Genomic DNA, 3,002 nt, shown 5'->3' with positions numbered 1-3,002 from the left:
GCCCGTCGGGGGTCACCGCCACCGCGTACACGGAGCCGATGTGGCCTTTCAGGGTCGCGAGCTTGACGGGGCGGGTGCGGTCGGCCAGATCCCACACGATCGCAGTGCCGTCGCTGCCACTGATGATCGCGGTGCGCCCGTCGGAGGTCACCGCCACCGCCGCCACAAAGTTGATGTGGCCTTTCAGGGTCGCGAGCTTGACGGGGTGGGTGCGGTCGGCCAGATCCCACACGATCGCAGCGAAGCCGTCACCGGTGATCGCGGTGCGCCCGTCGGGGGTCACCGCCACCGTGTCCACGGAGCCGATGTGGCCTTTCAGGGTCGCGAGCTTGACGGGGTGGGTGCGGTCGGCCAGATCCCACACGATCGCAGCGTCGTCGCCGCCGCCGGTGATCGCGGTGCGCCCGTCGGAGGTCACCGCCACCTCGGACACGGAGCCGATGTGACCTTTCAGGGTGGCTCGGTAATGGTTGCCAACCAGGGTGGTGATCAGCGCGGCTCGGTTTTCGGCATCGGGATTAATCCTCATCGCGGTCGCGCCGAGGCGCAGCGCGGTACCGGGGTCGTCGTCGCGGAGTGCCGCAGCCTCGAAGGCGAGTCCTCGAGCCACCGCGATGCGCTGCTGGGCCCGCGTGGCGTCCTGCTGACGACTCAAGTCAATGCTCTGTTGCTGGAGGGTGATGCCGACGGCGGCGAGGGCGACCACGAGCACGGCGAGGACCGCGGTCACCCCGGCGCGTAGCCGGTTGCGGCGACGCACCGCGTGCTGCTCGGCCAGGTCAGCTTCGAGGGAGGCGGTCAGGAACGCCTGGGTGAGGGGGCCGAGCCGGTCGCGACGGCGCGGGTCGGCGGCCCAATCGGCCGACAAAGTGAGCCGAGACCCCCGGTAAAGTCCCGCCGGGTCGCGGCCGTCGTGATCCCAGGTGCGGGCGGCGTCGGCCAGGTGTTGCTCGATCAGGAGTCCCGCCCGGTCGGTCTCGATCCAGGCGCGCAGCTGGGGCCAGGCCCGGATCAGCGCCTCGTGGGTGATCTCGACGGTGTCGTTGTCCACGGTGACCAGCCGGGCCTGGACGAACCGGTCCAGGACCCGCTGGGCGATGACCCGTTGCGGCTGCGTGGAGGGGGGAAGCAGATCCTCCAGGGGAAGTCGTCGGCGGGTGTCGTCGGTTGCTTCGCCGAGCCGGACCAGTCGGGGAAGCAACTGCCGGGCGATCTGACGGCCGGCCATATCCAACGGCGCCAGGGTGGCATCGGCGGTCCGGGCCAGGGCCTGGCTGATTCCGCCGGTAGCCCGATATCCCGCCAGGGTCAATGTCTGGCCTTGGCGGTGCTGCCAGGTCGCCAGCAGCGCATGCGACAGCAGTGGCAGCACGCCCCCCGCCGCCATCGTCGTCATCCCGGCGCCGAGGTCTTCGAAAAGCAGCTCCACCAGCCCGTCCTGCAGCACCAGATCGGCCTGGTGAGCGGGCTCTTCGATGACGCGCCGCAACTGCTCAGGCGTCATCGGGCTGACGAACACCGCATGCTCCAGTGCGGCCAGCAGTTCGGGGTAGGCGGCGCAGTGCCCCAGGAAATCAGCGCGCATCCCCACCACCACCACGGGCGCCTCCGCCGTCGGCGCCGCGCAGGCCGCGTGCAACGCCTGGATGAACAGGCGGCGTTGCCGCTCATCAGCACAGGCGGTGAACACCTCCTCGAACTGATCCACCACGATGACCGGACGCCCAGTGTGCCTGTCGAGCTTTGCCGCCGTCGAGTTGAGCAGCTCACGCAGATAGCCCGGATCGGCCTCCAGGCTCTGTCGCACATCGGCCGGATGCAGACCACCTCCCAGCGGGGCGAACCGCTCAGCTAGCACCCGCACCGGATCCTCCCCCGGGGTGAAACTCACCCAACTGCCCGGGGAGGACTTGTCGAGGTGAGCGATCAGCCCGGCGCCCAGCAGCGAGGACTTACCCGAGCCCGAGGGGCCGGTGACCAGCAGCGGCCCCTCCCGATCCAACTGCTCGGCCACCCGAGCCACCAGCCTGCGGGTCAGCTCCGCCCGCCCGAAGAAGAACCGAGCATCCTGCGGCCCGAAGGCGGCCAGCCCCCGATACGGACTGAATTGCCCTATTTGTTCTTCTTGCTCCAACTGTTCCGGCTGTCCTGCTTGGCGGGAGCCGGGGTGCGCCGGGTTCGGCGTGAACGGCAATCGGTCGCTATGACCGGCGGCCTGGCGACGCGGCTCGGGAAACCCCTGCTCCAGCAGCGTCCGCGACAGGCAGCGGTGGACGTCATCGAGGGTGAGCAACCTGGGAGCGGTGGGATCGCCCTGGCCGAGCAGTTCGATCAGCGCCCCAGAAAACGCGGTGTGCGACTGGCCCGGCGGCGCCCACGCCGCCTCGTCTCGGTTGGTCGAGGTCAGCAGATACATGCCGTGCCGCACGCTGGTGAAGACCTCACGCAGATCAGCCTGGGCAGAGCCTTGGGCCCGGCCGGAAAAGCAGCAGTCCAGCACGATGACGGTCAGCGCGGCCGAGCAGTCGGCCAAAACCTGCCGGAGCTGCTCATACGGCAGTGCCTGATAAGTGGCGATCCCCCGGGTCAGATCCTGGGTGGCGCGGGTGGCCAGGTGTAACTCGTTGCGCGCGCTCACCAGGCCGTGGCCTACGTAGTACACGAACAACACGTCGCTGGCCTGCTCGGCGGCGGTGACCAGGGCGGCACCGAACTCAGCCGGGCCGGCCGGGTCGAGGAGCGTGGTGAGCTGGGAGGGATCCAGCCCGGCCCGCTCCACCAGGCAGCGGCCCAGATCACTCACTGTCGTAGCGACCGCGGGCACCTCAGGAAGCCGGGATCCGGCCACGTAGCTGCCCGAGCCCACCAGCAGTACCCGAGCGCCCGGCGATGCCAGCAGCAGCTCAGCCGAGGCGATGAGGAGGCCCACCGGGTGGGACAGGTCGAACCCGTAGCTCGGGGTGCCCAGGATGATGCCCGGGGTGCTCAGCCCGTGCACCAGG

1 protein-coding gene is annotated in these 3,002 nt (G+C 69.7%); it reads right to left on the bottom strand.

Annotated elements, in window-relative coordinates; translation table 11 throughout:
- A partial coding sequence (locus ABZ260_RS49300) for an AAA family ATPase (RefSeq protein WP_355632399.1) occupies window positions 1-3,002 on the bottom strand: 3,002 nt, incomplete at both ends.

The organism is Streptosporangium sp. NPDC006013, from assembly GCF_040614275.1.
Classification (GTDB): domain Bacteria; phylum Actinomycetota; class Actinomycetes; order Streptosporangiales; family Streptosporangiaceae; genus Streptosporangium.
The sequence above is the reverse complement of the archived record's forward strand: the minus strand, read 5'-3'. Positions and strand labels throughout refer to the sequence as shown.